This is a genomic window from Bradyrhizobium paxllaeri (genome assembly GCF_001693515.2).
GTDB lineage: Bacteria > Pseudomonadota > Alphaproteobacteria > Rhizobiales > Xanthobacteraceae > Bradyrhizobium > Bradyrhizobium paxllaeri.
This window is the reverse complement of the sequence record NZ_CP042968.1, coordinates 1,590,098-1,616,638: the sequence shown is the minus strand read 5'-3', so window position 1 is coordinate 1,616,638 and position 26,541 is coordinate 1,590,098. Positions and strand designations below refer to the sequence as shown.

Here is a 26,541-nt window from a genome sequence, read left to right as displayed (position 1 = left end):
ACGACCGGGTCGAGCCAGCAGCAAGTCCGGCCAAGTCGGCTATGCCGCCGAAAGTAACCTCAGAGTATTAGCGATGCATGTGCTGCATGGCGAGCAGCACGATCACCGCCAGCGCCAGCACGATCGTCGTGCTTTTCCAGAACAGCAGCGGATTGCGCTCGATCAGCGGCGTGCGTGACGTGGAGAGATAGTTCGCATTGGGGTGGCGCAGGTCGAACAGGAATTCCGAAAAACTGTCGTAGCGCTTGAGGGGATTGGGGTGCACTGCCTTCTCCAGCGTGCCGTCGATCCACTGCGGCAATTCGCGGTCGCCATGCGACGCCGGACGATAGACCAGCCTGTTGAACTGTGATCGCGTCCGCGCCTGTGCGATCTGCGCGCCGTAGGGCAGTTTTCCTGTCAACATCTGGTAGGTGATGACGCCGAGCGAAAACAGGTCGGAGCGCGTCGTGGCGAACTCGCCAAGAAAATACTCGGGCGCGGTATATTGCTGGGTACCGAGAATGTCGTCGCGCATGCCTGACGGCTCGGCCTCGATGACACCGGTGATTTTCGTCGAGCCGAAATCGATGATCTTCACCGTGCCAGTAGCGTCGATCATGATGTTGTCGGGCCTGATGTCCTGGTGCAGCATCTCCTTGCGGTGGAAGGCGCGCAGCCCCTTGGCGATCTGCTCGACGATGTCGCGCACGGTCTCAAGGCCCGGCTTCGGGTTGTCGATCATCCACTGCGTCAGCGTCTGCCCGTCGATGTATTCGGTCGCGACATAGAGAAAGTTGCGCTTGCGCTGCAGCAGGCAGGGTTTGAGCACATGCGGGCTGTCGATCCGCCGCGCCACCCACTCCTCCATCATGAAACGCTTCAGGTAGGCGGGATCGTCGCGCAGATCGATCGAGGGGATCTTGATGGTGACGACCGCGTCGGTTTCGATATCGACGGCGAGATAGATGTGGCTTCGGCTGGAGCCGTGCAGCTCGCGGACGATCCGGTAGCCGTCGAACACCGCCCTCGCCTCCAGCAGCGGCGGCAGCGGCAGCTCTTGCGGCTGCGCGAATACTTCGGCTGCGGCGCCGTCAGGCAACTCATCGACGCGGACGATCTGGACGGTGAGGTTGTCCGTGCTGCCGGCTTCAAACGCCTGGTCGACAATCCCCTTTGCGGCCGCATCGAGATCGCCGCTGCCCTCGTTCACTGCCTTTGCCATGCGACGGGCGCTCAGATGCTCGTAGATGCCGTCGGTCGCGAGCACAAAGACGTCGCCCGGCTCGATCCGCAGCATCTGGTAGTCGATCTCGATTTGCGGATTTACGCCGAGCGCCCGGCCGAGATAGCTCTGCTGCGAGGAGATGACGATGCGGTGGTCGTTGGTCAGTTGCTCCAGCGTGTTGCCGGAGAGACGATAGATGCGGGAATCGCCGATGTGAAAGAGATGCGCCGTGGTCGACTTGATGACGATGGCGGAGAGCGTACAGACGTAACCGCGGTCCTTGTCATAGGCATACTGGCTGCGCGTCTGCGAATGCAGCCAGGAATTGGTCGCCTCCAGCACGCGCTGCGCCGAGGTGCGCACCGACCAGGATTCAGAGGTGCAGTAATAATCGGTCAAGAATCCCTTGACCGCCGATTCCGCGGCGACCCGGCTGACCTTGCTCGTGCTGATGCCGTCGGCCAGCACGATGGAAATGCCCTTGAGGCTGAGCAGCGGCTCGTCCGGGATCAGGACGCCATGGAAATCCTGGTTGGTTTCCTTGGCTCCCTTATCGGAAAATTGTCCGACCGATATTTTCAGCTGGCGCGGCATTCCCGGCTTTCACGACAATGGGCCTCCCCGCAAGGAGAGACCCATCCGCAGCGCGAGATCAAGCCGCCAGGCGCGACGAAGCCGGCTGCTGCGAGGCAGACCGCTTCGGCGCCGTTTTGACGTGGGTCGTGTACAGCGTCAGGCCGGTGAAGGCGAGGCCGCCGACGAGGTTGCCGACGACGGTCGGGATCTCGTTCCAGAAGATGTAGTCGAACCAGGTAAACTTGCCGCCGAGCAGCAGTCCTGCGGGAAATAGAAACATGTTCACGATCGAGTGCTCGAAGGTCATCGCAAAAAACAGCATGATCGGCATCCACATCGCCAGCACCTTGCCGGGAACCGTGGTGGAGATCATGGCGCCGACGACACCCGCCGACACCATCCAGTTACAGAGCATGCCGCGAACGAACAGCGTCAGCATGCCGGCTGCGCCGTGCGCGGCATAACCCACAGTGCGGCTTTCGCCGATATGGCCAAGCGCGATGCCGACCTTGTCGGGCGGCGACGAGAATCCGAAGGTAGTGACGATCGCCGCCATCGTCGCGACAGTGAAGGCGCCGCCGAAGTTGCCGATAAAGACAAGACCCCAGTTGCGCAGTACGCCGCCGAGGGTGACGCCCGGGCGCTTGTCGATCAGCGCCAGCGGACACAGAACGAAGACGCCGGTGAGCAGGTCGAAGCCGAACAGGTAGAGCATGCAGAAGCCGACCGGGAATAGCAGCGCGCCGATGATCGGCTGTCCCGTGTTAACACTCATCGTGACGGCGAACCAGGCCGCCAGCGTCAACAGCGCACCGGCCATGTAGGCGCGGATGACCGTATCGCGCGTCGACATGAAGATCTTGGATTCTCCGGCGTCGACCATCTTGGTCACGAATTCCGAAGGCGCGAGATAGGCCATTCCTGTTCCCCTTTCGAGACAACGTTAGAGCGCGCCGGATGCTGCGCAGCCGTGCACCGATTGAGTGAAAATCTTGCCGTCCTCGCGCGCGACGAATCCCGCGCCGCCTCTGAACGGCACGGAACGACGCAGGTCACGCCGATCGGGGACTTGGGACGCGCGAGCTATCGTGAGGTAGTCCCGAAGACTGCTCGAAGCACCTCACGCGAGGCTGCTTGATCCCAACGCCTTCGGCCAACGCTGGCCTTGGCAATCCGAAAAGGACGGCAGTCGTCATTGACTGAGACAGGATTAAGCAATCGATGTGCCAACCCGAAATCGCGCCGCAGGCTTAGAAAAAGCGCGTATTTCTACGTGGTTATGGACTTATCGCAGGATGTCCCGACTGAGACTGATGCCTTGTATTTGTGCAGTTGCACAGATGTTGCGCCAGCCGCGCAGTCCGCCCTATCAGTCATTCCGGGGCGCGCAAGGCGTTGGTGCGTTCGAGGCTCGATGGATTCGGGTTCGAGGCTTTGCACCGCCCCGGAATGACGGAAGGACTATCCTCAGACCTCGACGGGTCAGCCCGCCTCAAGGAAGGTGCAACGATGAGCGACAAGATCAGCCTGACGGACAAACTGGCCACGTTCAATGAGTATTGGTCGCCAAGAACCGTTGCGCAACTCAATGACTATGATGTGATGGTCGTAAAGGTGAAGGACGAGTTCGTCTGGCACAAGCACGATGATACGGATGATTTCTTTCTCGTCCTGAAGGGCGTTCTCGACATCCAGCTGCGCGACCGAACGATCACGATCGGCCCCGGCGAAATGTACATCGTTCCAAAGGGCGTCGAGCATCGCCCGGTCGCCCGCGAGGAAGTACACCTGTTGCTCATCGAACCGACCGGAACGCCGAATACCGGCGACGCCAGAACGGCGGCACCACGCAAGACGGCATAGTGGATCGCGTCATCTTGTGGCCTTTCGCGACTTATTGCGCCGCTGCGCAAGCTTGGTCGGTCACGGGGCAAAGCGGACATTAACCGGCCGATAGTCCTGGCTGAATCAGCTGAAGATGACCCATACCGGACTCAGCCTGAAGATCAGAAGCGAGGTGAAGAGAACTCGACGGCCGGGACAACTGATTGTGGAGCCGAGTTCAATGCTCGTAGCAAAAAGTGATTTGCCAAGCTATTCTTGTCGGGTCGTGGGAGCGCGCAATGTCGAAAGCAATTGCCGTCTTGGGCTCCGCTCTGTTCTTCGTCATTGCGCCGTTGGTGCTGGCAGGCTTCGTCCCCTGGTGGGTCACGCAGTGGGAATTTCGGCCAGCTTTCTTCGGCGTCGATCTAACCCGCATCCTCGGCGGGATATTGATCCTCGCCGGAGTGCCCGGACTTGTGGATTCATTTGCCCGTTTTGCGCTGGAGGGACTGGGGACGCCTGCCCCCATCGCGCCGACTCAAAAGCTCGTAGTGACTGGCCTTTATCGCTACGTGCGAAATCCGATCTACATCGCGGTCGTCGCAGTCATTTTTGGTCAGGCCGTTTTGTTTGGTGACTGGCGTCTCTTCTGGTACGGCGCGCTACTCTGGCTTTTTTTTCATGTCTTTGTGGTGATGTACGAAGAACCGACGCTCAAGCAAACATTCGGCACGGAGTACGAGAGCTTTCGGACTAATGTGCCGCGCTGGATTCCGCGGTTGACGCCATGGCGAGCCGCATAAAGGAATCGCTGCAAGCGGCTCGATGCCGGCTGCAACAAACAATGCGAGACGGCGAAGCGTAGCAAGCGCGCCTAGCGGCCTCGCCCCGGAGGGTCCACTACCTTAGCCGCCAGGTCGAAACAACGCATGGGCCGGGCAACTGCACGCCCGTGTCTTTCCGATCCCGGAGGAAGACCGGCCGTCTGCGCCTGCGCATTATGAGGACCGAATCTGGCCCTTCGCGACATATTGCGGTGCCGCGCAAATTTGGTCGCTCACGAGACAAAGCGGACATAATCTTCGTCGCGCCATGCCACCACGTTTATGGGCTCACGGCGGCCTATTTCGTCTGCGTCCGCACCGGCCGGTCCTTCAGGCCGTTATTGTCATAGGCCTTGCGCAACATGCCATTGGCGATCGCTTCGTTCATAAACTTGACCGCGAACGCCCGCGACAGCGGATGATTGGGCGGTACCGCCACCGCCGTGACCGTTTGCTTGAAGGTTTCGTCCAGCACGCGGGTACCCGGGATCTGCTTTGCCATGGCGTTGAGCTGGTCGCGCGACAGCGCGAAAGCGTCGATCTCGCCGGCCTTGAGCAGGCCGAAGATTTCGTCGTAGGTCTGGTATCCTGTGACCTTGGCGTTCTTCAGATGCGCGATCGCGCCGCGCATCGTGGTCGTGTTGTTGACCGCGGCGACCTTGATGCCGGGTTGATCCAGCGTCGCAAAATTCGTCACCGTCGAACCCGGCTTGACGATGTAGGTCGCATCAGCAACTTCATAGATCGGGCCGAACGACATCCGGCCCTCCCGCTCGGGATCCTTCGGCAGGAAGGTGATGTCCCAAGTGCCTTTCGATGCAGCGTCAACGATTTGCCCGGAATTGTTGTGCGCGACATATTCGACGGGAACGCCGAGTTGCTCCGCCATTGCCTTGCCGAGATCGACCGGCACGCCGGCGTAGCCGGTTTCGGTCTTGGTCGACCAGAATGCGCCGCCGGCCGGACTGATCGCGATCGCCACCCGCAGCTTCCCCGTCGGCGCGATCTCGTCTTTCAGCGCGTCGGCGCCGGCGGGCGTTGTCGTCATGATGGCTAATCCCAGAAGGAGGCCGGACATTCCCGGCCGGAACTGATTGAACATCGGGAGCTCCTCCCCTGGCGGCTGGCGCCGCCCATCCTTTCACGGATGATCACTGTTTCTTTTTCTTTGCCCCGGCGCCGCCTTTTTGTGTCGCCGCGGCCGGCGTTGCCGGCTTGGCCGGCTCGGCCGTTTCAAACTTGCCGATCACAATGATCTGCACGCGCGCATTGGCAGGCGACGCCGGACGGTTGACATCCTGCAACTGTTCTTCGCCCAAGCCAAGCGCCTGAAGCCGTTTCGGCGCGACCTTGAAGGTATTCACCAGCACGTCGCGGATCGATTCGGCGCGGCGCTGGCTCAGGATCAGATTATGGTCGCGCCTTCCGGCGGACTCGACGTGATCGACGATCAGATAACGGTAGGGCCGCGTCTTCGGGTCCGTGAGCGCGTCGGCGATGCTGCCGATGGTCTGGTAGGAGGCCGGGCGGATCAGGGAAGAGTCCTGGTCGAACACGACGTCGAAACGGAGCTGCGGCAGTTTCGTCAATTGCGGCGCGATCGGCGGCCGCTTTTGCGGCTGCGCATCCGCCCTAGCCTTGATGCGATCGGCAGCCTGCTGGCGCAACGCAGGCAGATCGAGATCCGACTCGGCTTCGACGGCAAGCTTCTCAATGATATCTGCGGTCGACGTCGCCGTTTGCGCACGCGCCGCGGCCGTCGGCCAGGCCATCAGGGACAGGGCGCCCAGCAAAAGGCCGATGTCGCGCAGCTTTCCGCTTGTCCACCGCATCATTGATATCCCGCCGCGCTGATCGCCTTGTTACAGTTCGGGGTCGCTTTCTTGGTCGATTCCAACAGGCATTGCAGGCCCTTGACGGGGTCCTGCCGCACCTCGCCGCAAAAACGGTTCAGCTCCCAATTGCACAGTTTTACAAGGGAAGTGCGCGCGGTAATGCGCGCCTGGATCGCGCCGAGGGCCTGGGGATAATCGGTCCTGCACTTCGCCGACACCACGTCCTGGTTGCGGCCGAGGCACTCCCGCAGACGCGTCGCGTCGAGATTGACGCCGCGGCAATTGTCGTCGATGTCCTTGCCGCAACTGGCGGCCAGCATGGCCCCCGCTTTTTCGAAATTCATGGTCTGCGCTGCCGCCAGCGAAGGCAGTGATATTGCAATGATGCAAAGGAAAAGCCGGATTCGGGTCATGCGCGCACCTCACACAAGGAGGATGGCGATGGTCAAGTGTTCTGTTTGATTTAGCTACGTTCTCCTCGATGTATTGCGCCGCAACAAATCGTCGCAAGGCGGGCCACCGGACAGGCCGGACTTGCTAGGCTTGCGAATGACCGTCCAGCCACCTGCAGCATGACAGAGTGATGACAGCATGAGTTCGACCGCCGCGTTCCTGGCCTCCTTCGCCACGATCCTGATCGGCGTGGCCCTCGGCACAGGCCTGAGGCGCGCCCTGCCGGCCGAACTGCTCGAAGGCGGCGCCAAGGAAGCGATCCGCCTCAGCGCCGGCTTCCTCTCCACCTTGGCCGCACTCGTGATCGGCCTGATGATCGCGTCGGCGAAGAACACCTACGACAACCAGAACAGCAATTTAAGACAACTCGGCACCAATGCGGTGCTGGTCGACGAGATGCTGACCAAATACGGGCCGGAGGCGAAAGCGGCGCGCACCCTGCTCCGTGAAATCATCCCGTCCGCGGCCGCCCGCATCTGGCGGGAGAACGCCGCAGGCAAAGGCGGCGATCCCAATTTCGTCGTCAGCGAGACGGCCGAACGATTCTACCGGGCGGTCGAAGGCCTCAATCCCGTCAACGCGGAACAGACCTCGCTGAAATCCCGCATCATCCAGATCACCACCGACATGGGCCGGACGCGGCTTCTCGTGTTCACGCAGGCCGACGACGCGATACCTCTGCCGTTCTTTATCGTGCTGGTGTTCTGGCTGGCGGTGATCTTCGCGAGTTTCAGCCTGTTCGCGGAACCGGGGTTGATCGTCGTGACATCAACGCTCGTTTTCGCGCTCTCGGTATCGAGCGCGCTGTTTTTGATCGTCGATCTCAGCCACCCCTTCCAGGGCCTGATGCAGATCTCGGACCATCACCTGAAGATGGTGCTGCCCAAGATCGAATGAATTTGTTTCATGTTCTATGGCGCGGATTGCGCCGCCGGCACCTTGATCTCCTGCGGCAGGATGATGGCGGCCACGATCACCAGCAGGCACAGCGCGCCGAATGCCTGCAGCATGGTGGAGAAGCCGCCCATTTCATAAAGCCATGCCACCAGGCCGACGGAGGCGCCGGCTGCGGTAAAGCCGACGAAATAGCGCACCGAATAGGCGCGCGAGCGCCATTCCTCGGTGGTGTATTTGCCGACCATGGCGTCGTTGACGGTGACCTGGCCGAACGCGCCCATCACGATGCCGATGGAAGCAATGATCAGCGGCAGGTTCGACAGCGTGGCCGCGACATACATGAACGGCGCCAGCAGGAACGACAGCGGCAGCATCACCGTCTTCAGCGAATAATGGTCGATCAGCTTGCCGATCGTATACTGCGTCATCGCGCCGAACACATAGACGCCGGCCGCGATGACCCCGAGCAGCGCCGGGCTGTTGGTCACGCCGGCCAGCCGCTCGGCGAACAGCTTTGGCATCGCCACCGTGATGGCGTTGAAGGTGGTGGAAATCGCGATCACCACGATCAGCAGGGCCAGCAGCGCCCGCCACATGTCCTGCTTCGCGATGCGCGCCTGCGCCGCCGCCTGTTTGGTGCCGGTGCGGTCCTCGTGCACCACCATCAGCGCAAAGGCGACGCCGATCAGGATGGTGACGATGCCGGGCGCGATGAACGCCCAGCGCCAGCCGAGATATTGCCCGATCACGCCGGTGACCAGCGCGGAGGACGCGACGCCGAGATTGCCCCAGACGCCGTTCAGGCCCATCTCGCGGCCGAGCCGGTCGGCATAGGACACGATCATCGCGGTGCCGACCGGATGATAGATCGAGGCGAACAGGCCGATCGCCAGCAGCGCCGCGCCGAGCTGCAGCGGGCTCGAGACGAAGCCGACGGCGATCATCGACGCGCCGATGCCGAGAAAGAAGATCACCATCATGTGGCGCCGGCTCCAGCGGTCGCCGAGCCAGCCGGTGATCAGCGAGCCCGCCCCGAAAGCGACGAAACCGGGGGTGGCGTATGGCAACAGCTCCGAATAGGCCATGCCGAGCGCCGGCCCCATGATGATGACGGCAGCCGCAAAAATGAGCATCGCATAATGGTCGATGAAATGGGCGGCGTTGACGAAAGTAATGACCCGGCTGGGGCTGTTCATGGTCGATTCCCGAATCCCGTAATGTCCTGAAATAGGTTATACGGGGATGTCCTGACGGGATGTCGCCAATGAATATCGCCGAAAAGCCAATTGCCGCCATTATCGGGCGCCTCACCTCGACCGGCGACGGCATCCACATGATCGCCAACAGCTACAAGAAGGGTTTTCGGATCCACACCCACATGCACCGCGAGGCGCAGCTCGTCTATGCGGCCAAGGGGACGATGCAGGTGACGACGCCGAAAGGCCGCTGGCTGGTGCCGCCGGACCGGGCGGTGTGGGTCCCGGCGCTATCAGAACATGCGATCGACGTGCTCGCCGACATCGAGATGCGGACGCTGTATTTCGAAATCGACTGGCTGCAGCGCGAGGCGCGCAGCCACAGTCTCGATGCGGAATTCGTGGTGCGGGTGTCGCCGCTCCTGCACCAGACCATCCTCGCGCTGTTCGACGATCGCGGCGACCGCGAGCGGACGGAGCTTCTGTTGCGGCTGGCCATGATGGAGCTCGACCAGGCCGAGGATTCGGCCACCTTCATCCCGCTCCCACATGAGCCGCGCTGCCGGCGCGCCGCCGACATCGTGCTCGCGGACGTGACCAGCGACCATGAAATCGAAACGCTGGCGCGCGAGGTCGGCACCTCGGCGCGGACGCTGTCGCGGCTGTTCTCGGCGGAAACGCAATTGAGCTTCAAGAGCTGGTGCCAGCGGGCCCGGATTGCTGCCGCCATCGAGAAGCTGTCGACCGAGGCCGGAGTCTCGGTCAAGCAACTCGCCGCGGATCTGGGCTATGCCAGCGTGCCTGCGTTTTCCCATGCCTTCCGGCAGGTTACCGGCAAGACGCCGACGGAATTCGCCGGCAAGGAGTGAGTAATCCCTTTGCGGAGGCGTGACATATTTCTGTACAGTCCATACGCTTGATTGTGATCGGCACCGCCCTAAATTCCGTATAAGTTTCCGGCACCCTCACTGGATTCGACTTAACCGCATGGCCAACGCCTTTTTCTCCGACCTTCTCGCAACGATCTCAGAACGTAGCCGTACGCTGCTGCGCAGGGGCGATCCATCGGTCGCCCGCCAGGACTCCTCCGAACTGCTTGAACTCTGCGAGGCCTTGCTGTCGGGCCGCGGCGAAGCGTCCGCCACCGCACTGGCGCGCGACGTGCTCGATCGCTACCACGACCTCGACGCCGCCCATCGCCTCACCTTCTTCGAAGCGCTGGCCCGCGACTTCGGCCCCGACCGCGAGAAGTTGTCGCAGGCGATCGAGAGCTGGCGCAGCCACCCGAACGATTCTGACGCCAGCGATCTCCACTTTGCTTCCGAGCCGCGGCGTCAGGAGCTGATCCGCCGGCTCAACCGCGCGCCCGGCGGCACCAGCGACCTGGTGGCGATGCGCGCCGACCTGCTTGCCCTGATGAAGGGCAACAAGGATCTGGCCGCGCTCGACCGCGACGTCGTGCATCTATTGTCTTCTTGGTTCAACAGGGGATTTCTCGTGCTGCGCAGGATCGATTGGTCGACGCCGGCCAATATTCTGGAACAGATCATTCGCTATGAGGCCGTGCACGAAATCCGCGACTGGAACGATTTACGCCGCCGCATCGATCCGGTCGATCGCCGCTGCTATGCCTTCTTCCATCCCCAGCTCAACGACGAACCGCTGATCTTCGTCGAGGTCGCGCTGACCGAGGCCATACCGACCGCGATCGCGCCGCTGCTCGCAGCCGAGCGTCAGCCGGTGCCGATCGAACGCGCGCGCACCGCCGTGTTCTATTCGATCTCGAACACGCAGAAGGGGCTCGGCGGCATTTCCTTCGGCAGCTTCCTGATCAAGCAGGTGGCCGAGGAATTGCGGCGCGAATTGCCGAAGCTCGATACCTTCATCACGCTGTCGCCGGTGCCGGGCTTCATGCAGTGGCTGAAAAAGGGCGACGACGTTCCGCTCAGCGACGAGGAGCGGACGCTGCTGGAGGCTCTCGACAGACCGGACTGGTTCGAGGATGCGGAACTGACGGCGCAACTGCGCACCGTGATCGAGCCCTTGGCGGCGCATTATTTCCTCAAAGCCCGCACGTCCAAAGGACGGCTGGTCGATTCGGTCGCCCGCTTCCACATCGGCAACGGCGCGCGGCTGGAAAAGATCGACTGGCTCGGCGATCTCTCGCCCAAGGGCCTGCGCGAATCCGCCGGCATCATGGTCAACTACCTCTACCGGCTCGAAGACATCGAGAAGAACCACGAGGCTTACGCCAACCAGGGCGAAATCGCAGCTTCGAGCGCGGTAAAGAAGCTGCTGAAGACCGAGGGGCGACGGCTGCTCGACATGCGGCTGTCGTAGGCCGGCGACTGATCCGATCGCCGATATTGCGCCTGCGTAGCCCGCATGAGCGCGTAGAGTCGAGGAGAGGCGCGGTGACTTGGGCCATGCGGCAACGTTCCGTTTCCTCTCCCCGCTCATCAAACCGGACGTGCCGATTTCCGGCATCCGGCTTTCCGACTGGCTTCACGACAGAACACACGACTGATCAGCCTTCGTTCTGTCGTACAGCCTTCTCAGGAGCGTCCGGAGCTAACTGGTGTTTGCAGGCTTATCGCCAATCACCACTCCTCGGCTCCTTCGAAAGGCGTGCCCGAAGTCAGGGTCCTTCCCTCCACCGGAGTTACCCGGTTTCATCAGTACTATGACCCTGTCCGACTCCCGTTCCGGCCGCCGCCTTTCGCGACGTCGAGGCCGCCACCCTCGCCCAAACGGGTCTCCCCCGTTGCCTGCATCACCTTTCCACCGTGCCGTGCCCATTACCCCGGCGGATCAGACGGGTGCGCGCGTCGATTGCTTCCCCATCTGTGCGGCCTTCCCCGTATCGCTGGCGGGTCGGCATCCGCATCTTCACTTTCGAGGCCTGCTCAGGCTTCACTCACGTTACGGCCCGCTGGATTGCTCGACCGCCCAAGGCGACCTTTGTCACGAGGCTTCAGTGTGACCAGTTACCCAGCCACCCTGCTCGTCAGCTACCAGACCTATCGACAACTATCTGGGTGGATTCTTCCTCCACTGGTGATACACGCCCTTTCGGGGCACACAGCGACATGCGGGGGCCACTCTTTCCCAAACTCGAGCCTTTGCGAGAGGCCCCGCATGTCGCTGCGCTCATGCGGGCTACGATCTGTTTCAAGTCTTGTACTCATAGAGCAACCGGGCCCGAATGGTGCCTTCCAGCGCCCTTATGTCCGCGAGCACGCGCTGGCCGTCGGCGGCCGACGCGTCGACATCAAGCACCACGTAGCCGACGTCGTGGGCGGTCTCGTAATATTGCGCGGCGATGTTGACGGCATGGCGCGCCAGCACTTCGTTCAAACGTCCGAGCATGCCCGGCAGGTTACGCTGCACCTGAATGAAACGCGTGCCTAACGGCCGCGACGGCAATTGAACCTGCGGGAAGTTGACGGCGCCCATGGTCGAGCCGGAATCGCTGTAATCGACCAGCTTGCGTGCGACTTCGGCGCCGATGCGCTCCTGCGCCTCCTCGGTCGAGCCGCCGATATGCGGCGTCAGGATGACGTTCTCCAGTCCCTGCAGCGGCGAGACGAAGCGATCGGCGTTCGAGCGCGGCTCGACCGGAAAGACATCGACCGCGGCGCCGCGAAGCCTGTTCTCGCGCAGCGCGTCGGCGAGCGCCTCGAGGTCCACGACCGTGCCGCGGCTGTTGTTGATGAAATACGCCCCGTGCTTGATCGCAGCGATCTCCTCGCGCCCGATCATGCCGTGCGTGGCGGGAGTTTCCGGCACATGCAGGCTCACGACGTCGCTTTGCGCCAGGAGTTCATGCAGGTTCGCGGTCGGCTCGGTGTTGCCGTGACGAAGCCTGTCGGTGTGATCATAAAAGATCACCCGCATGCCCATCGCTTCGGCGAGGTTGGAGAGCTGCGAACCGATATTGCCGTAACCGATGATGCCGAGCGTCTTGCCTCTCACCTCGTAGCTGTCGTTGGCCGACTTGTCCCAACGCCCCTCATGGGCCGCATTCGAGCGCGCGACGATCCGGCGCAGCAGGATGACGATCTCGCCGATCACGAGTTCCGCCACGCTCCGCGTGTTGGAGAACGGCGCGTTGAACACCGGAATGCCAGCCCGGCGCGTGGCGTCGAGGTCCACCTGGTTGGTGCCGACACTGAAACAACCGACCGCGATCAGGCGGTCCGCGGCGTCGAGAACATCCGGCGTGATTTGCGTGCGCGAGCGGATGCCGAGCAGATGCACGCCCTTGATGGCCTCCTTCAGCGCATCGCCCTCGAGCGCCTTGGACAGGCGCGTCATGTTGGAGTAGCCGGCAGCCTCGATCATCTGCGCGGCGCTGTCGTTGACACCTTCCAGGAGCAAGACCCGGATCTTGTCCTTTGCAAGCGAGAGTTGGGGAAGCGTGGTGGCCAAGATCGTAGCGTCCTTCTTCAGATTATGCCGTCATTGCGAGGAGCGAAGCGACGAAGCAATCCATCTTTCCCTGTGCCGAGATATGGATTGCTTCGCTTCGCTCGCAATGACGAACGAGAGACCTCTTCAGGACTTCGGCTTATCCCGGAAATACGGCTCGACCGGGCCGTGCACCTTGATGGTCAGCGGGTTGCCGTAACGGTCCTTGGCGTTGCCGGCGGTGACGCGCACCCAGCCTTCGCTGATGCAGTATTCCTCGACATTGGTCTTCTCGACGCCCTTGAAGCGAATGCCGACATCGCGCGCGAGGATCTCGGCGTTGTAGTACGGGCTGTTCGGATCGACCGAAAGCCGGTCGGGAAATTGGTCGCTCATCGCTTTGTTGGTCTCGCTCACAGCAGTGCCTCGATATCTTTTCTTAGTCCCTCGGGGATGGCGGTGGGCGCGTAACGCCCGACCACCCCACCCGACCGGTCAACCAGGAATTTGGTGAAATTCCATTTGATCGACGAACCCAGCAATCCCGATTTCGCATTCTTCAGGTGATTGAACAGCGGATGCGCCTGGCTGCCGTTGACGTCGACCTTGGCGAACATCGGAAAGGTCACGTCGTACTTGCTCGTGCAGAACTCCTCGATCTGTTTGGCGTCGCCCGGCTCCTGGCCGCCGAACTGGTTGCAGGGAAAGCCGAGCACCGCAAAGCCGCGCGGCGCGAAGTCGCGATGCAGCTGCTCCAGCCCCTTATATTGCGGCGTGAATCCGCAGGCGCTCGCGGTGTTGACGATCAGGAGCGCGTGCCCCTCGAACCGCTTCAGCGGAACCTCTTCGCCGTCGAGCGACTGCGCCGTAAAATCATAAACGCCTGGCATGGTCCTCTCTGTTCAGCCCGCCGGATCGATCGCCGCCGCGGGCGTTTCGCCGGCTTCGACTGCCTCGCCCACGGCGAGACAGAGATCTTCGCGGTAGCGCCCGGAAACCAGCTGCACGCCGACGGGAATGCGTCCCACCAGCCCGGTGGAGACCGTTAGCCCGGGAAGCCCCATGAAGGGAATGGCAATCTGCGGCAATTGCGCATGCCAGACGCGCGCGAACGACGCCTCGTCCTTGCAGTCGAGCTGATCGGGGAACGGCAATTCGCCCGATACTGGCATCAGCAGCACGGCATAGTTTTCGAAGAACGCCAGCCATTCGCGCGTCAGCGTTGCGCGCCGCGTCAGCACCTTGGACAGATCGAATGGATGCACCTTTGCGCGGTTGCCGCGCAGGCAGGCCAATGCGCCGGGGTCGCCTTCGCGTTCGGCGGCTTCGAGTTGCGCCTCATAGCCGTCGCCGAGCCAGAGCTTTGTCTGGAGATCGGCAGGCTCGCGTAGCGGCGGCGTATTCGCGATTTCCTCGACGATCCATCCGGCACGCTCCAGCCGCTTGCCGGCGTCGGCAACAGCGGCCCTCACCTCGGGCACGGGATCAAGGCCGTCAGGGTTTAGGCACATCGCGACGCGCTTGGGCATCGCCGGCCCGTCCAGCGGCGCCGGCACCCACCAGGGATCGCGATAATCCTTCGCCGACATCGCGGTCAGCGCGATCCTGATATCGCCGATGGTGCGGGCCAGCGGGCCGGAGACGGCGCTGATCTGCGGCCCGATCGGACGATCGGGCAGCGCCGCGTTGAACGCCGCAATGCGTCCCATGGTCGGCCGCAGGCCGTGCACGCCGCAGGCATAAGCCGGGTAGCGGATCGAGCCCGCGATATCAGTGCCGTGCGCGATGTGCCCGATGCCGGCCGCGACCGCCGCCCCTGCACCGCCGGACGAACCGCCCGGCGTGATCGAGGGGTCGCGCGGATTCTTGGTATCGCCATGAATGAGGTTGGTGGTGAACCAGCGATAGGAGAACGCCGGGCAATTGGTACGCCCGAGAATGACGGCGCCGGCCTTGCGTAGATTGTCGATCACCGGACTGTTGCTCTTTGCGATGGTATCGCGTTGCAGTTTCAGCCCGTTGGTGGTGGCAAAGCCCTCCTGGTCGATATTGACCTTCACCGTGACGGGCACGCCGCCGAGGGGGCCGGTGTCTTCGCCGCGCCCGATCGCGGCATCAATGGCGGAAGCCTGAGCCAGAACGTCCTCGGGCCTATGGTCGACGACGGCATTGATTTTGGGATTGACCGCATCGAGCCGCGCCAGCGCGGCAGTCGCCGCCTCCCTGGCCGAGACTTTCTTCGACCTGATCAGCGAGGCCATTTCCGCAGCCGACAAACGCCAGAGATCCTGCATGCAAAACTCCATCCGATTGCCGCCCTTGTAGCGCCAGGCGCAGGGCAATGCCAGCGGGAGGAAATGGCAGGGCGCGCTCCCTCTCCCCGCAAGCGGGGCGAGGTTGACCAAAGCTAGCGCATATGGGCGATGTAATAGGCGAGATCGACGATCTGCGCGACCGAGATTGGGGCCATCACGTCGGCCATGCTGGCATCATAGCCGTGGCGGCTGTTGTCCTTGTACTCGGCAAGGGTCTTGGCGAGATAGTCCTCGCGCTGATTGGCGATGCGCGGGACGTTTTCCTTCCCCGACAGATCAGGATTATGGCAGGTGTCGCAGCGGTGCTGTTGTACCAGCGCCTGGCCGCGCTGCATCCGCGCCGGATCGCCATTTTCCCCTGGCGCCTCGGGCTTCGGCATCTTGGCGATGAAGTCCGAGAACAGGCGAAGATCGTCGTCGGTAAGCCCCTTTGCCATCTCGTTCATCGGCTCGAAGACGCGCAGCTTCTCGCGGAACATGAAGAGCTGGATCAACGTATAAGGCGCCTGCTGACCGCCGAGCGAGGGCGTGTTTTCGGTTTCGGACTGGCCCTTCTCGCCGTGGCAGGCGAGGCACGGCGCGATGCGCTGTTCGATGGTTTCGGCGTTGGCGGAAAAGGCGATGGAGGCGAACGCCAAGGCCAGGATTTTTTTTCGCATTGATGAATACTTTGCAACATGGCTCGTCATGCCCGGCCTTGTGCCGGGCATCCACGTCTTGACTGCGTCACAGCACCGAAGACGTGGATGGCCGGGACAAGCCCGGCCATGACGATGTCGTGGATTAGCTCCGACTACGACTTCCCCGCCACCTTCTGTTTGCCGTAGGTGATGCGGTAGACGGCGCCGTTCCAGTCGTCGGAGACCAAGAGCGAGCCGTCCTTCATCTGCAGCACATCGACCGGGCGGCCGATATATTTATTGTCTTCCAGGAAGCCGGTGAGGAACGGCTCCATCGACTTCATCGTGCCGTCCTTGTTGAACTTGGCCATCACGAGATCGCCGCCCACTTTCTTGGAGCGGTTCCAGGAGCCGTGCCGGGCGATGATGGCCGCGTTCTTGTAGGCCTTCGGGAACATGCTTCCGGTGTAGAAGCGCATGCCAAGCGCCGCGGAATGCGGCCCCAGCAGACCCACCGGCGCGGTGTATTCGCTGCAGGATTTACCCCAGCCGAATTCGGGATCGACGATGTTGCCCTGCAGGCAAAACGGCGCGCCGAAATGTTCGCCGACCTTGGTGATGCGGTTGAGCTCGTCCTCCGGCACGTCTTCCGACATCCAGTCGCGGCCGTTATCGGTGAAGTAGAGCTGCTTGGTTTCCGGATGCCAGTCGAAGCCGACGGTGTTGCGAACGCCGCGGGCGATGACTTCCGCGCCCGAACCGTCGAGATTCATCCGCCTGATGAGGCCATGCTCGTCGTCGTTCAGCACGTTGTTGCCGGGCTGCCCGACCGGAACGTAGAGCTTGTTGTCGGGACCGATGGCGATGAACTTCCAGCCATGGGCTTCATCCTTCGGCAGCTTGTCGAAGATCACGGTCGGCTTCGGCGGGTTGTCCAGGTTGTCCTCGACCTTTTCGATCTTCGAGACCTTGGACAGTTCGGCGATGTAGAGCGTGCCGTCCTTGAAGGCGAGGCCGTTCGGCCGATAGAGGCCGGAGGCCAGCACCTTGACTTCGCGTTTGCCGTCCTTGTTGACGATGGCATAGACCTTGTCGACCAGGCGGCTGCCGACGAACACCGTGCCCTTGTCGCCGAGCGCGAGCGAGCGGGCGTTCGCCATGCCGGCGGCATACACCTCGATGTTGAAACCGGCCGGCACCTTGAGCTTCGCCGTCGGCAATTTATCCGGCGCCGCAGGTATCGGCGGCGGCGCATTCGGCGCAAGCTTGGCGGCGGCTTCATTGCCCGCGGGACGGCCGATCAACGGCGAGCCTGGAGGCAGCCCCGGCGAGACCGCAGCCGGCGGTGGCGCTGCCGCGGCCGGTGGCGTAGCGGGCTGCTGCGCGGCGGCCGGCGGATCGGCGGCCTGTTGGGCCGCGGCATTCAGCGCGAAGGCAGTCAAGAATGCGCCGGACAGCAACAGGCTGCGCGGCACCGACACGTAGTTCATCATCGGCGTTCTCCCTGGCGGAAGCCTTTCTCGTTGCGCGGGCCGATATGACGCCAGCGCCGGAGGCTTTCCCGGCCGGCACTCTCCATATTTCTCTGTAGGTGCGCAATCGGAAACCTACCGCTCGCAAGTTGCACCTGCCGTAACGAACGGCGTTGCGAAGCGTTCCGCGGGCTTCTCGCGCGCGGTCAGTGCCGGGTGATGGACCCGCCGGGCGCGTCGAGGATCGCTTCCGCGAACGGAAACTCCAGCACGATCTCGCCGTCGTCGTCAGTGACTTCGATGGTGGCGCTAAGAAGCGCCCCTTCGGCACCATCCGTCTTGAGCAGCTCCCGGATCATGGCGCGCGCCATTTCCCAGGCGCGATCGGGATCGACCAGCACTTCGCCGTCGGGATCGGAAATCAGCTCATCGCCGATACGGGTGTTGAAATAATATCTCGGCATCGGCTGAAACCTGATTCCATTAAGGCCCCGCCACCGGAGGCCGCCACTGTCTCACAAATTCTTTCATCCGAAGCCGGCAGCGCTCCGTCCTCCCAGAATTGCCATTCGCGGCGCTGCGAACAACAGCGAAACGCTTGATCCCACGTTGATTTGACCGGAACGCGCCGCACAACCCCGTGAAAGCGTCTTCGCAGCGCAGCATAACAATTAGGAGTTCCGGGAAAAAGATTTAACTGGCGAACTTTTTGATCCGCAGTACCTTAAGGGTATGGGCGGTGTTCGTCCGGTAGCAAAGGGAGAGGCTAAATGGCCTGGAAAGCGCCGAAAATCGTCGAAGTGCCGGTCGGCATGGAAATCAACATGTATATGTGTGCCACCCGCAAGTAAGCGGTAGCGCCTATCATTTCTCACGCAGGTGGATTTGCGGGCATGACGCATCCCCGATCGCGGGGTTGTGTCTGAGTCCGGAGTCCACCTTGTGGTGTTTGTAGCAGTTCGCATCTTCAAGTTTGAATCTCCAGGAGACGGATCATGCTTCGCGTCGTCGTCCTGGGCGCCGCCGCCGGTGGCGGCGTTCCGCAGTGGAACTGCGGGTGTGCGGTGTGCACCAAGGCACGAACCGAAAATCGGGAATTGCAGAGCACCCAGGCCTCGATCGCGGTCAGCGCCGACGGCGAGCACTGGTATCTCATCAACGCCTCGCCCGACCTGCGCCAGCAATTGATCGCGACGCCGCAGCTTCATCCCAAAGCTGGCCAGCTCAGGCACAACCCGATCGCCGGCGTGATCCTGACCAATGGCGAAGTCGATGCGGTCGCAGGGCTGTTATCGATGCGCGAGGGCTCCCCCTTCACGCTCTATGCGCATGAGCGGGTGCTTGCGATTTTGCGATCCAACAGCATCTTTAACGTGCTGGGCGAAAACAATGTGAAGCGGCGGGCGATCGAGATGGACGTCGCGTTCGAGCCCGCTTTGCCTGACGGCTCGCCGTCAGGCATCGAAATCCTTCCCTTCGCGGTTCCCGGCAAGGGCGCGTGGTATCTCGAAGGCAAGGCGCATCCGGCGGGCGGCGATGGCGCGGGCGATACGCTGGGCTTGCGGATTCTGGACAAGGCCAGCGGCAAGTACTTCTATTTCCTGGCCGCCTGCGCTGATGTGACCGACGATCTCAAATCGCGCCTTTCGGGCGCCGCGCTGGTGTTCTTTGATGGCACGGTGTGGCGCGACGATGAATTGATCGCGCAGGGCCTCGGCACCAAGACGGGACAGAGCATGGGCCATATTTCGATGTCGGGCGAACATGGGGCGATCGAGAGCCTTGCCGGCCTCGACATCGGCCGCAGGGTGTTCTTGCATATCAACAACTCGAACCCCGCTCTGCTCGCCGGCTCGGACGAACGAACGGCACTGGAACAGGCGGGCTGGCAGATTCCAGCCGATGGAACGGAGATCACGCTGTGAATGTCGTGCCTACCAGCGGAATGACCGCGCTCTCGATCGGCAAGGGCATTACGCTCAACAATGCCGAGGAACTGGAGGCGACGCTCCGCCATATCGGCGCGACGCGCTATCACAGCCTGCATCCGTTTCACCGCCTGTTGCACGGCGGCAAGCTCAACAAGGGACAGGTGCAGGCCTGGGCGCTGAACCGCTATTATTACCAGAGCACGATCCCGCTGAAGGATGCGATGGTGATCTCGAGGTTCCGCGATCGTGCGACCCGGGTCGAGTGGCGGCACCGGATCGAGGATCACGATGGCGACGTCGGCAGCGAAGGCGGCATCGAACGCTGGCTGAAGCTGACCGAGGGCCTCGGGCTCGACAGCGCCTATGTGGAATCGACCGAAGGCATCCTGCCGGCAACGCGGTTTGCCGTAGAGGCCTATGTGCATTTCTGCCGGGACAAGACGCCGCTGGAGGCGATCGCCTCCTCGCTGACGGAACTGTTCGCGCCGAACCTGCATGAGGAGCGCATCTCCGGGATGCTGCAGCACTATGATTTCGTCAATCCTGACATCATGAGCTATTTCAGCCGCCGCCTGAGCCAGGCGCCTCGCGATGCAGGCTTTGCGCTGGAATACGTCAAGGCGCATGCGAAGACGCATGCCGAGCGCGAGGCGGTCTGCAACGCGCTGATCTTCAAGACCAATGTGCTATGGGTTCAGCTCGACGCGCTGTATCATGCCTATGTCGAGGGCCACATACCGCCCGGCGCGTTCGTGCCCAAAGGGGATTAGCGATGGCGAGCCGCAACATCAGTGTCAGCGAGGCGAGCCGGCCGAAATTGCCGCGGCACGCCAGGCTGAAATTCGATGAGACGCGGCAGGTCTGGGTGATCCTGGCGCCGGAGCGGGTGCTGGCGCCAGACGAGATTGCGGTCGAGGTGCTGCAGCTTTGCGACGGCGTGCGCAGCGTCGCCGACATCATCGACCAGCTTACCATCAAGTACACAGCTCCCCGCGAGGCGATTGCCACCGATGTGGTTGCGATGCTGCAGGACCTCGCCGACAAGGGTTTTCTGACCGGAGCGCGTGAGAAGACGTCATGAGCGACATTCTCGCAGACGGCAAAACAACCGGCACCGCCGCCCCCAGCGACGGACTCGCGGTGCTCGAGCAGAAGCGCTCGACCGCGGAGACGTTCGGCATTCCCCTCGCCGTGCTCGCCGAGCTGACCCACCGCTGCCCGCTGCAATGCCCCTATTGCTCCAATCCGATCGAACTCGATCGTGGCAATAGCGAACTCACCACCGCGGAATGGAAGAAGGTCTTGAGCGAGCTCGCCGAGATCGGCGTGCTGCAGATCCATTTCTCCGGCGGTGAGCCGACCGCGCGCAAGGACCTGGTCGAACTAGTGCAGCACGCAACCGATGTCGGGCTGTACAGCAATCTCATTACCTCGGCGGTGCTGCTGACCAAGCAAAAGCTGTCAGCACTCGCCGATGCCGGGCTCTGCCACGTGCAGATCAGTTTCCAGGGTAACGAGCCCGTCGTGGCCGATCGCGTCGCCGGATTGAAGAATTCGCATGAGAAGAAGATCGAAGCCGCGAGATGGACGCGCGAGCTCGACATGCCGCTAACGGTGAACGCGGTCATGCACCGCCAGAACCTGCACCAGCTCTCCGACATCATCCAGATGGCGGTCGATCTCGATGCCGACCGGCTCGAAGTCGCCAACGTCCAGTATTACGGCTGGGCGCTGAAGAACCGCGCCGCGCTGATGCCGACGCTCGAACAGATCGAGGAAACCAGCCGCATCGTCGAGGAGGCCGCGACACGGCTGAAGGGCATTCTCGCCATCGACTATGTGGTGCCGGACTATTACGCGCTGCGGCCGAAGAAATGCATGGGCGGCTGGGGCCGGCAGTTCTTCAACATTTCGCCGGCCGGCAAGGTGCTTCCCTGCCATGCGGCCGAGAGCATCACCGGGCTGGAGTTCGAATCCGTTCGCTCGAACCATTCGATCGCCTGGATCTGGCAGAATTCCGAGGCCTTCAACCGCTACCGCGGCACCGGCTGGATGCCCGAGCCCTGCAAGAGCTGCGAATTCCGCGAGATCGATTTCGGCGGCTGCCGCTGCCAGGCGTTTGCGCTGACGGGCGACGCCGGCAATACCGATCCGGCCTGCACGCTGTCGCCGATGCATGAGCAGATCTTCAAGCAGGCCGAGCGCGAGGCCGCCGCGCACCAGGACCGCTTCCTCTATCGCAATTTCGCCGGCGGCACGCTGGAGACGGAAGGCGAACATGGCGCCTGACGCCGACGCCGGCAAATCCATCAAGCGTGCCGATCCGTTTGCGCCGCTGACGTCGGAGCAGCTCGCGGTCAGCGACGGTCACGACATCTATGTCGAAAGCGTCGGCTGCACGAGCGGCATTCCCGCGGTCTATCTGCATGGCGGGCCCGGCAGCGGCTGCCAGCCGGATCATCGCCGGCTGTTCGATCCCGAGCGTTTCCATGCGGTGCTGTTCGACCAGCGCGGCGCCGGCCGCAGCCGCCCCAAGGGCAGCCGCGAAGCCAACACCTTGCCGCATCTGATCGCGGACATGGAGGCGATCCGCGAGAAATTTGGCTTTGAGCGCTGGATGGTCATCGGCGGCTCCTGGGGCGCGACGCTGGCGCTGGCCTATGCGCAGGCTCACCCCGACCGCGTCAGCGGCATCGTGCTGCGCGCAACCTTCCTCGGCACGATCGAAGAAATCGAAAACGGATTTCTCAAAACGCTGCCAAGGTTTTACCCCGGCCTTTACGACGACTTCATCAGCACGCTACCGGAAGACGAACGCGCGCAACCGCTGCAGGCCTATTTTCGCAGGATCCTCAATTCCAGTCCCGACGTGCACATTCCCGCAGCGCGGGCCTGGGGCGAGACCGAACGTATCCTTTCCGAACACACGCCCAACCGCACGCGCCTCGATCTGACGGCACTCAATTCGTCAAAGAGCATGCCGGCCACGCCGTTCATGGAAGCGCACTATTTCTCCAACGATTGCTTCATGCAGCCGAACCAGTTGCTGCGCGAAGCGGAACGGCTCGCCGGCATTCCCGGCATCATCGTGCAGGGGCGCTACGACTTGCTGTGTCCACCCGCGACCTCGCATGCGCTCGCGGCGATCTGGCGCGAGACCGAAATCCGCGTGATCGAAGGCGCCGGCCACACGTTGTACGATCCCGGCGTCCGCGACGCCGTGATGAGGGCGATCGCGGACATGGCGTCCCGAACCAGCAAATAGGAATCAAGAAAAATGCCGATGGCGGGAAAAGGCATGCTGCTGACGTCGATGAACATCGACGCCGAGCATGAGGCCGAGTTCAATCGCTGGTACGACCGCGAACATCTCGAAGAGCGCGTTGCCATCGACGGCTTCCTCGAAGCGCGCCGCTATGTCGCCCATGACGGCAATCCGAAATATCTCAGCCTCTATTCCACCGAAACCTTTGAGGTGCTGGACAGCCCGGCCTATCGCACCGCACTGGCGAACCAGACGGCGTGGTCGAAGGCCAACATCGCCCGCTTCCAGAACATGATCCGCGCCGTGGCGCGCATCACCATCAGCCGGGGTACCGGCCGCGGCGCGGCGCTCGGCATCATCAGGCTCAGGCCATCGGGCGGCGAGGACAAACTGCGCGCTGCGTTGCACGAGCAACTCGATCCGGCACAGCTCGACGGCATCATTTCGCTGCACCTGATCGAGAGCGATCCGGCGCTGTCGAAGCCGATCACCGATGATCCCTCGGCGCCCAATTCCGGCGCCGGCGACTGGTTCCTGCTGATCGATGCCACCGACGTTGGCGCATTGCCCGCGGCCATGCTGCGCTTCAGCGGCAATATCGCATTGAAGCCGTTGACGATCTCGAGCGGTATCTACCGGCTGATGTGGGATCTGGCGAAGGGCGATATCGGCAGCTAAAGCCTGATGACTCTTCCTCGAATTGTCATCCCGCTTTAGCTTTTTGTTTGAGCATGATCTTTTCGGAAAACCGCTACACACTTTTCCGGATCATGCCCTAGACGCTGCCCCCGACCGCCGCGGGCAGCTTGAGCCGCCATCCGAACCGGCTGGCGCGGCCCGACAGGAAATCCCTGACTGAGCGCTGCGCCGGCCGTTCGACAAAGCGCCACACCATCCAGGCCAATAGCGTCGTGGCAAGAATGATTGCCACCACCGACGGGACCGGGTTGGCCGGCGCTTGACGGGTAAGCAGCACGTAGCCGAACTGCATGTGCAGGAGATAGAGCGGATAGGTGAGACCGCCGGCCGCGAGCACGAGTGCAGACGGCAGCGGCACATGGCGGATGCGCGTGGCCACAAAGATGATCGCGATCGATGCGAGACAGATCGCCGCTACCGTCCATGCGTCGAACGTGCCGCCGGTAAGCGGCGCCAGCTTCACCGTCTTGTGGATGGATTGAAATACCGCCGTGCCGATCGACAGCGCGAACATACCGTACAGCGCCGGTCCGCGGCGGCCGCGATAGAACTGATAGATCAGGAGGCCAACGGCGAAGAAGCCGCTATCATCGGTGAGAAACAGCTTCTCGAGCAGCGGAGCGTCGAGCGTCAGCTCATTGGCGAAGGTGATGCCGAGCCAGACCAGGATGATGGCATCGATCCGGCGCGGAAAGAGCCCGGCCGCGATGAGGACGGCGACCCAGGCATAGAACATCACTTCGATCACCAGCGACCAGTAGGAGGTATCCATATAGGGCTGACCGAGCGGGGGCGCTGCGATGAACAGATTGGCGAGCCACTGCCTGATGCCGGTTTCGAAGTGCGGCGGGCCCAACACCACGATCGCGAGACAGGTCAGCGTCATGCAGAAGACGAAGGTCGGGTAGATCCGGCTAAAGCGGGCGATGGCGAAGCCGGTCGCCGTTCGGCCCTCGGCCGAATAGGCGATGACGAAGCCGCTGATGACGAAGAAGGCGGGCACGCCGAGATAGCCGTATTTGGCGATCGGCGTCAGCCAGGGCAGCGCCACCTGCGGTATCCCATGCGAGGCCGGGCCCCAGAAGCCAAAATGGTAGAGAACGACGGCCAGCACGGCCGCGAGCCGCAGCAGATCGAGCGCTTCGACGCGCGAATTTGGATGTGCGGTTGGCGGCATGATCTGAGCGTTCCGGAATGGGAACAAATGGCAATGCCGCGAACGTAGGAACTTCCGATGAAGGTGCTGTTAATACATGTCGAGTAAACCGCTGGGCGAGATTTGCTTTCTGGCAAGCATCGCTCGATTTCAGAGCGGGTCCGCACGGCCAGCGCTTGCGTCAAGCGGCTTCGATTTCTCTTCGCATATTGGGCGAACGCCCCGAGAAGACAGATGAGAACTTCTGCCGAAGTCTCTCATATCACTTTCAATTGTGTCGCTAATGTTCTTCATGAACTGACGTCCTGTTTCGGATGTAATGGATGCCATACGCATCTGCTTCCTTGATAAAGCTTGCCTCACACACTTGGTGACATTGCCGGCTCCCGTTACCTTCAGCCGCCAATGGAGTCGCATGCATGGTGGAAAAGCCCGTGGGCAACATCGCCGAGATTTTCGCCGCCTTCCTCAAGCTCGGCCTCACGTCGTTTGGCGGGCCGATCGCGCATCTCGGCTACTTCAGGAGCGAATTCGTCGAGCGGCGGAAATGGCTGAGTGAAAGCAGCTATGCCGACATCGTTGCGCTGTGCCAGTTCCTGCCGGGGCCGGCCTCCAGCCAGGTCGGCTTCACGCTCGGCATCTTTCGCGGCAACGGCCTGCTCGGCGGATTGGCGGCGTGGTTGGCCTTCACCATGCCCTCCGCCGTCGTCATGTTCGCCTTTGCGCTCGGCGCGACGGTCTTCACCGGCCCGTTCGCCGAAGGGGTGCTGCACGGGCTCAAGCTGGTCGCGGTCGCCGTCGTCGCGCAGGCGATCTGGGGCATGGCCAGGAGTCTCACGCCGGACCGTGAGCGTGCCGCCATCGCGCTTGCGGCCGTTGCGATCGTGGTCTTCATCGGCGGATCGTTTGGGCAGATCGGCGCCATCGCCCTTGGCGCGGTGGCCGGACTGTGGCTGTGCCGTGGAGCAGGACCCGAGCCAACCGGCCATCTCGGATTTTCAGTATCGCATCGGCTTGGCGTCGCCACGCTTGTGTTGTTCGCGGTGCTGTTCCTGGTCACGCCGCTGGTGGCGGCAAAGACCGGCTCGCAAAGCCTTGCCCTGTTCGATGCGTTTTACCGTTCCGGCGCGCTGGTGTTCGGTGGCGGACATGTCGTGCTGCCGCTGTTGCAGGCGGAAGTGGTAGCGCCGGGCTGGGTCAGCAATGCGGACTTCCTCACCGGCTATGGCATGGCGCAAGCCGTGCCCGGGCCCCTCTTCACTTTTGCGGCCTATCTCGGCGCTGTCACAGGCCCCGCTCCCAATGGCCTCGCCGGCGCGGTGATTGCGCTGATCGCGTTGTCGCTACCGGGGCTGCTGCTGGTCTATGGCATGCTGCCGTTCTGGGATGCGCTGCGCCAGCGCCCCAATACACAGGCCGCGATGCGCGGCACCAATGCCGCCGTCGTCGGCATCCTCGGCGCCGCACTCTACAATCCGGTCTGGACCAGCGCGGTACTCACGCCGCGCGATTTCGCGGTGGCGCTTGCGGGCTTTCTGCTGCTTACGGTGTGGAAGCTGCCGCCATGGATCGTCGTCGTCATTCTTGCGGCGGCCGGCGCTGCGTTGCCGATGATCTAACGTCTGCTTGGTTCATTCAGCATTGAATCAAAAGTGCACTGCACATGCTGCGGTGCCACATCAATGCTGCGACGCTAAGTCCAAGCTCCTATGCAATTGAAAGCTTGAGATCGCGCAAAATTGGCTTGTGTGCCGCGTCTGGAATGGCTCTAATAAGATAAGCCTATGATCCAATTCAAAAACCACAAGAACGCTCGTTAAGCGTTCGCAAGGCAAAATGAGGCCGCGTTCCGGTTGTTGGC

27 protein-coding genes are annotated in these 26,541 nt (G+C 62.3%); 13 read left to right on the top strand and 14 right to left on the bottom strand.

All coding sequences use genetic code 11. The features are described from left to right. Window positions 1-67: 67 nt before the first annotated feature. Window positions 68-1,801 (bottom strand): bifunctional protein-serine/threonine kinase/phosphatase, encoded by a 1,734-nt coding sequence (locus LMTR21_RS07580; RefSeq protein WP_065756019.1) that lies wholly within the window; start codon window positions 1,799-1,801, stop codon window positions 68-70. Window positions 1,802-1,859: 58 nt separating this feature from the next. Beyond that, window positions 1,860-2,702 (bottom strand): formate/nitrite transporter family protein, encoded by an 843-nt coding sequence (locus LMTR21_RS07575; protein WP_065756018.1) that lies wholly within the window; start codon window positions 2,700-2,702, stop codon window positions 1,860-1,862. Between the two features lie 590 nt (window positions 2,703-3,292). Between LMTR21_RS07575 and LMTR21_RS07570 the strand changes: the two genes are divergently transcribed. Together LMTR21_RS07570 and LMTR21_RS07565 are read left to right on the top strand one after the other, a co-directional pair. Further along, window positions 3,293-3,646, top strand: coding sequence for a cupin domain-containing protein (locus LMTR21_RS07570; RefSeq protein WP_065756032.1), 354 nt, complete (start codon window positions 3,293-3,295; stop codon window positions 3,644-3,646). Window positions 3,647-3,906: 260 nt separating this feature from the next. Beyond that, window positions 3,907-4,410: a methyltransferase family protein gene (locus tag LMTR21_RS07565; protein WP_065756017.1), complete on the top strand. Its 504-nt coding sequence runs from the start codon at window positions 3,907-3,909 to the stop codon at window positions 4,408-4,410. A gap of 319 nt (window positions 4,411-4,729) precedes the next feature. Here the strand turns inward: LMTR21_RS07565 and LMTR21_RS07560 are convergent, their stop codons facing one another. From LMTR21_RS07560 to LMTR21_RS07550, 3 genes are all read right to left on the bottom strand, one after another. After that, window positions 4,730-5,509 (bottom strand): transporter substrate-binding domain-containing protein, encoded by a 780-nt coding sequence (locus LMTR21_RS07560; RefSeq protein WP_065756031.1) that lies wholly within the window; start codon window positions 5,507-5,509, stop codon window positions 4,730-4,732. 73 nt (window positions 5,510-5,582) lie between these two features. Next, entirely contained in the window at window positions 5,583-6,263 is a 681-nt protein-coding gene (locus tag LMTR21_RS07555) for an OmpA family protein (protein WP_246175385.1), read from the bottom strand. Continuing rightward, window positions 6,263-6,679 carry a hypothetical protein gene (locus tag LMTR21_RS07550; RefSeq protein ID WP_065756015.1) on the bottom strand — a complete coding sequence of 139 codons (417 nt, stop codon included), beginning with the start codon at window positions 6,677-6,679 and terminating at the stop codon, window positions 6,263-6,265. The genes LMTR21_RS07555 and LMTR21_RS07550 overlap by 1 nt, the downstream gene beginning before the upstream one ends. 178 nt (window positions 6,680-6,857) lie before the next feature. On the opposite strand from LMTR21_RS07550, the gene LMTR21_RS07545 reads away from it, so the two are divergent. Then, window positions 6,858-7,616, top strand: coding sequence for a bestrophin-like domain (locus LMTR21_RS07545; RefSeq protein WP_065756014.1), 759 nt, complete (start codon window positions 6,858-6,860; stop codon window positions 7,614-7,616). 14 nt (window positions 7,617-7,630) lie between these two features. Here LMTR21_RS07545 and LMTR21_RS07540 read toward each other — a convergent pair whose 3' ends face one another. After that, window positions 7,631-8,812 (bottom strand): MFS transporter, encoded by a 1,182-nt coding sequence (locus LMTR21_RS07540; protein WP_065756013.1) that lies wholly within the window; start codon window positions 8,810-8,812, stop codon window positions 7,631-7,633. Window positions 8,813-8,880: 68 nt separating this feature from the next. On the opposite strand from LMTR21_RS07540, the gene LMTR21_RS07535 reads away from it, so the two are divergent. Both LMTR21_RS07535 and LMTR21_RS07530 read left to right on the top strand, forming a co-directional pair. Continuing rightward, window positions 8,881-9,681 (top strand): AraC family transcriptional regulator, encoded by an 801-nt coding sequence (locus LMTR21_RS07535; RefSeq protein ID WP_065756012.1) that lies wholly within the window; start codon window positions 8,881-8,883, stop codon window positions 9,679-9,681. Between the two features lie 118 nt (window positions 9,682-9,799). After that, window positions 9,800-11,152 carry a malonyl-CoA decarboxylase gene (locus tag LMTR21_RS07530; RefSeq protein WP_065756011.1) on the top strand — a complete coding sequence of 451 codons (1,353 nt, stop codon included), beginning with the start codon at window positions 9,800-9,802 and terminating at the stop codon, window positions 11,150-11,152. An 831-nt stretch (window positions 11,153-11,983) separates the two neighbouring features. Here LMTR21_RS07530 and serA read toward each other — a convergent pair. The 7 genes from serA to LMTR21_RS07495 all read right to left on the bottom strand — a co-directional run bounded on the left by serA (window position 11,984) and on the right by LMTR21_RS07495 (window position 18,093). Further along, entirely contained in the window at window positions 11,984-13,243 is a 1,260-nt protein-coding gene (serA, locus tag LMTR21_RS07525) for a phosphoglycerate dehydrogenase (RefSeq protein ID WP_065752824.1), read from the bottom strand. A 126-nt stretch (window positions 13,244-13,369) separates the two neighbouring features. Next, window positions 13,370-13,618, bottom strand: coding sequence for a DUF3297 family protein (locus LMTR21_RS07520; protein WP_065752831.1), 249 nt, complete (start codon window positions 13,616-13,618; stop codon window positions 13,370-13,372). 17 nt (window positions 13,619-13,635) lie between these two features. Continuing rightward, the gene (locus tag LMTR21_RS07515; protein ID WP_065752823.1) at window positions 13,636-14,112 is read right to left on the bottom strand and encodes a glutathione peroxidase; all 477 of its coding nucleotides are present in this window, start codon (window positions 14,110-14,112) and stop codon (window positions 13,636-13,638) included. A gap of 12 nt (window positions 14,113-14,124) precedes the next feature. Then, the gene (locus LMTR21_RS07510; RefSeq protein ID WP_065752830.1) at window positions 14,125-15,516 is read right to left on the bottom strand and encodes an amidase family protein; all 1,392 of its coding nucleotides are present in this window, start codon (window positions 15,514-15,516) and stop codon (window positions 14,125-14,127) included. Between the two features lie 113 nt (window positions 15,517-15,629). Next, a complete protein-coding gene (locus LMTR21_RS07505; RefSeq protein WP_065752822.1) occupies window positions 15,630-16,196 on the bottom strand; it encodes a c-type cytochrome in 567 nt (188 codons plus the stop codon). 134 nt (window positions 16,197-16,330) lie between these two features. Beyond that, a complete protein-coding gene (locus tag LMTR21_RS07500) occupies window positions 16,331-17,650 on the bottom strand; it encodes a PQQ-dependent sugar dehydrogenase (protein WP_141688281.1) in 1,320 nt (439 codons plus the stop codon). A 185-nt stretch (window positions 17,651-17,835) separates the two neighbouring features. Then, window positions 17,836-18,093 (bottom strand): DUF6894 family protein, encoded by a 258-nt coding sequence (locus tag LMTR21_RS07495; protein ID WP_065752821.1) that lies wholly within the window; start codon window positions 18,091-18,093, stop codon window positions 17,836-17,838. A 306-nt stretch (window positions 18,094-18,399) separates the two neighbouring features. Between LMTR21_RS07495 and pqqA the strand changes: the two genes are divergently transcribed. The 7 genes from pqqA to LMTR21_RS07460 all read left to right on the top strand — a co-directional run bounded on the left by pqqA (window position 18,400) and on the right by LMTR21_RS07460 (window position 23,503). Continuing rightward, window positions 18,400-18,480 (top strand): pyrroloquinoline quinone precursor peptide PqqA, encoded by an 81-nt coding sequence (gene pqqA, locus LMTR21_RS07490; RefSeq protein ID WP_057835625.1) that lies wholly within the window; start codon window positions 18,400-18,402, stop codon window positions 18,478-18,480. A 144-nt stretch (window positions 18,481-18,624) separates the two neighbouring features. Continuing rightward, window positions 18,625-19,554: a pyrroloquinoline quinone biosynthesis protein PqqB gene (gene pqqB / locus LMTR21_RS07485; RefSeq protein WP_065752820.1), complete on the top strand. Its 930-nt coding sequence runs from the start codon at window positions 18,625-18,627 to the stop codon at window positions 19,552-19,554. Between the two features lie 20 nt (window positions 19,555-19,574). Beyond that, window positions 19,575-20,330: a pyrroloquinoline-quinone synthase PqqC gene (gene pqqC, locus LMTR21_RS07480; protein WP_057835729.1), complete on the top strand. Its 756-nt coding sequence runs from the start codon at window positions 19,575-19,577 to the stop codon at window positions 20,328-20,330. A 2-nt stretch (window positions 20,331-20,332) separates the two neighbouring features. Then, window positions 20,333-20,641: a pyrroloquinoline quinone biosynthesis peptide chaperone PqqD gene (pqqD, locus tag LMTR21_RS07475; protein ID WP_065752819.1), complete on the top strand. Its 309-nt coding sequence runs from the start codon at window positions 20,333-20,335 to the stop codon at window positions 20,639-20,641. Continuing rightward, window positions 20,638-21,849, top strand: coding sequence for a pyrroloquinoline quinone biosynthesis protein PqqE (gene pqqE, locus LMTR21_RS07470; RefSeq protein ID WP_065752818.1), 1,212 nt, complete (start codon window positions 20,638-20,640; stop codon window positions 21,847-21,849). Before pqqD ends, pqqE begins: the two co-directional genes overlap by 4 nt. Next, window positions 21,839-22,825, top strand: a complete 987-nt coding sequence (pip, locus tag LMTR21_RS07465; protein ID WP_065752817.1) for a prolyl aminopeptidase — start codon at window positions 21,839-21,841, stop codon at window positions 22,823-22,825. The genes pqqE and pip overlap by 11 nt, the downstream gene beginning before the upstream one ends. Before the next feature lie 12 nt (window positions 22,826-22,837). Continuing rightward, on the top strand, window positions 22,838-23,503 hold the full coding sequence (locus LMTR21_RS07460) for a DUF4286 family protein (RefSeq protein ID WP_065752816.1): 666 nt from the start codon (window positions 22,838-22,840) through the stop codon (window positions 23,501-23,503). A 97-nt stretch (window positions 23,504-23,600) separates the two neighbouring features. Here LMTR21_RS07460 and LMTR21_RS07455 read toward each other — a convergent pair whose 3' ends face one another. Then, window positions 23,601-24,701: an acyltransferase family protein gene (locus LMTR21_RS07455; RefSeq protein ID WP_065752815.1), complete on the bottom strand. Its 1,101-nt coding sequence runs from the start codon at window positions 24,699-24,701 to the stop codon at window positions 23,601-23,603. Between the two features lie 398 nt (window positions 24,702-25,099). Here LMTR21_RS07455 and chrA point away from each other — a divergent pair, with 398 nt between their 5' ends. Beyond that, window positions 25,100-26,299: a chromate efflux transporter gene (gene chrA, locus LMTR21_RS07450; protein WP_065752814.1), complete on the top strand. Its 1,200-nt coding sequence runs from the start codon at window positions 25,100-25,102 to the stop codon at window positions 26,297-26,299. The last annotated feature ends 242 nt before the right edge of the window (window positions 26,300-26,541 follow it).

Bases quoted from the DNA above. Each gene is read 5' to 3' on its own strand.
- LMTR21_RS07580 (WP_065756019.1), bottom strand. From the start codon at position 1,801: ATGCCGCGCCAGCTGAAAATATCGGTCGGACAATTTTCCGATAAGGGA.
- LMTR21_RS07575 (WP_065756018.1), bottom strand. From the start codon at position 2,702: ATGGCCTATCTCGCGCCTTCGGAATTCGTGACCAAGATGGTCGACGCC.
- LMTR21_RS07570 (WP_065756032.1), top strand. From the start codon at position 3,293: ATGAGCGACAAGATCAGCCTGACGGACAAACTGGCCACGTTCAATGAG.
- LMTR21_RS07565 (WP_065756017.1), top strand. From the start codon at position 3,907: ATGTCGAAAGCAATTGCCGTCTTGGGCTCCGCTCTGTTCTTCGTCATT.
- LMTR21_RS07560 (WP_065756031.1), bottom strand. From the start codon at position 5,509: ATGTCCGGCCTCCTTCTGGGATTAGCCATCATGACGACAACGCCCGCC.
- LMTR21_RS07555 (WP_246175385.1), bottom strand. From the start codon at position 6,263: ATGCGGTGGACAAGCGGAAAGCTGCGCGACATCGGCCTTTTGCTGGGC.
- LMTR21_RS07550 (WP_065756015.1), bottom strand. From the start codon at position 6,679: ATGACCCGAATCCGGCTTTTCCTTTGCATCATTGCAATATCACTGCCT.
- LMTR21_RS07545 (WP_065756014.1), top strand. From the start codon at position 6,858: ATGAGTTCGACCGCCGCGTTCCTGGCCTCCTTCGCCACGATCCTGATC.
- LMTR21_RS07540 (WP_065756013.1), bottom strand. From the start codon at position 8,812: ATGAACAGCCCCAGCCGGGTCATTACTTTCGTCAACGCCGCCCATTTC.
- LMTR21_RS07535 (WP_065756012.1), top strand. From the start codon at position 8,881: ATGAATATCGCCGAAAAGCCAATTGCCGCCATTATCGGGCGCCTCACC.
- LMTR21_RS07530 (WP_065756011.1), top strand. From the start codon at position 9,800: ATGGCCAACGCCTTTTTCTCCGACCTTCTCGCAACGATCTCAGAACGT.
- LMTR21_RS07520 (WP_065752831.1), bottom strand. From the start codon at position 13,618: ATGAGCGACCAATTTCCCGACCGGCTTTCGGTCGATCCGAACAGCCCG.
- LMTR21_RS07515 (WP_065752823.1), bottom strand. From the start codon at position 14,112: ATGCCAGGCGTTTATGATTTTACGGCGCAGTCGCTCGACGGCGAAGAG.
- LMTR21_RS07510 (WP_065752830.1), bottom strand. From the start codon at position 15,516: ATGCAGGATCTCTGGCGTTTGTCGGCTGCGGAAATGGCCTCGCTGATC.
- LMTR21_RS07505 (WP_065752822.1), bottom strand. From the start codon at position 16,196: ATGCGAAAAAAAATCCTGGCCTTGGCGTTCGCCTCCATCGCCTTTTCC.
- LMTR21_RS07500 (WP_141688281.1), bottom strand. From the start codon at position 17,650: ATGATGAACTACGTGTCGGTGCCGCGCAGCCTGTTGCTGTCCGGCGCA.
- LMTR21_RS07495 (WP_065752821.1), bottom strand. From the start codon at position 18,093: ATGCCGAGATATTATTTCAACACCCGTATCGGCGATGAGCTGATTTCC.
- pqqA (WP_057835625.1), top strand. From the start codon at position 18,400: ATGGCCTGGAAAGCGCCGAAAATCGTCGAAGTGCCGGTCGGCATGGAA.
- pqqB (WP_065752820.1), top strand. From the start codon at position 18,625: ATGCTTCGCGTCGTCGTCCTGGGCGCCGCCGCCGGTGGCGGCGTTCCG.
- pqqC (WP_057835729.1), top strand. From the start codon at position 19,575: ATGACCGCGCTCTCGATCGGCAAGGGCATTACGCTCAACAATGCCGAG.
- pqqD (WP_065752819.1), top strand. From the start codon at position 20,333: ATGGCGAGCCGCAACATCAGTGTCAGCGAGGCGAGCCGGCCGAAATTG.
- pqqE (WP_065752818.1), top strand. From the start codon at position 20,638: ATGAGCGACATTCTCGCAGACGGCAAAACAACCGGCACCGCCGCCCCC.
- pip (WP_065752817.1), top strand. From the start codon at position 21,839: ATGGCGCCTGACGCCGACGCCGGCAAATCCATCAAGCGTGCCGATCCG.
- LMTR21_RS07460 (WP_065752816.1), top strand. From the start codon at position 22,838: ATGCCGATGGCGGGAAAAGGCATGCTGCTGACGTCGATGAACATCGAC.
- LMTR21_RS07455 (WP_065752815.1), bottom strand. From the start codon at position 24,701: ATGCCGCCAACCGCACATCCAAATTCGCGCGTCGAAGCGCTCGATCTG.
- chrA (WP_065752814.1), top strand. From the start codon at position 25,100: ATGGTGGAAAAGCCCGTGGGCAACATCGCCGAGATTTTCGCCGCCTTC.